The organism is Psychrobacter sp. 1U2 (assembly GCF_051847575.1).
The window spans coordinates 1-691 of record NZ_JBPYDC010001140.1 but is presented as its reverse complement, the minus strand read 5'-3'; the positions used below and the strand labels follow the sequence as shown (position 1 = coordinate 691).

General features: G+C 35.5%; 1 protein-coding gene. It reads left to right on the top strand.

Annotated features, from left to right (window positions below; all coding sequences use genetic code 11):
- Window positions 1–286 precede the first annotated feature (286 nt).
- Window positions 287–691, top strand: a 405-nt coding sequence (locus ACS8FD_RS20845) for an AI-2E family transporter (protein WP_439277270.1), incomplete at its 3' end; no start/stop codon positions are given.

The window sequence follows — 691 nt, the reverse complement described above, 5'->3', positions numbered from 1 at the left end:
AGTATTAGGGAATCTGAATGTAGTGCGCGCATTATACCCAAAAATGGGCCACACTCGCAAAGCAACTTACCAATATTTAGCCAAGATTCGCTATAAGTCACAAATAAAAAGCTAAGACACAAAAAATGACTGCTTTTTTACTGTACTTTGCGATAATAAGACGCCTAAGTCATTATAAAATTAACGTACTAATGATGGCTGCTATAGTAAATTATTCTATAAATGACATAACCAAACTTGGTAACGTTATTATTTTTAAATCAGATTAATTGTAGGATTGTCCTTAATGATAAACCAACCAATAGATCCATTTTTTCGGCGCTTATTTATTGTCGTTGCTATTGTTATAACCTTATTTCTGTTGTATTTAATGTTGCCAGTTATTATACCGTTTTTAATTGCTTTTATATTGGCATACTTACTAAATCCGTTGGTTAGACGTTTATCCAAATATGTCAGACGTTGGATAGCGATAATCGTTGTATATGCCATATTGACGTTGAGTATGATACTGCTACTTTGGTGGATTGTGCCAACGTTGTGGCACCAATTGCAGGCAGCTTGGGAGTATCTACCTAAGATTTTGAATTGGTATGATGAGGTTGTGCGCGAATGGTTTAGTGCTAATACTCGTTTTCGTCTACCAGAGTTAGAGGCGAAAGGGCTGTCTGAGACATTAATGGACTATATG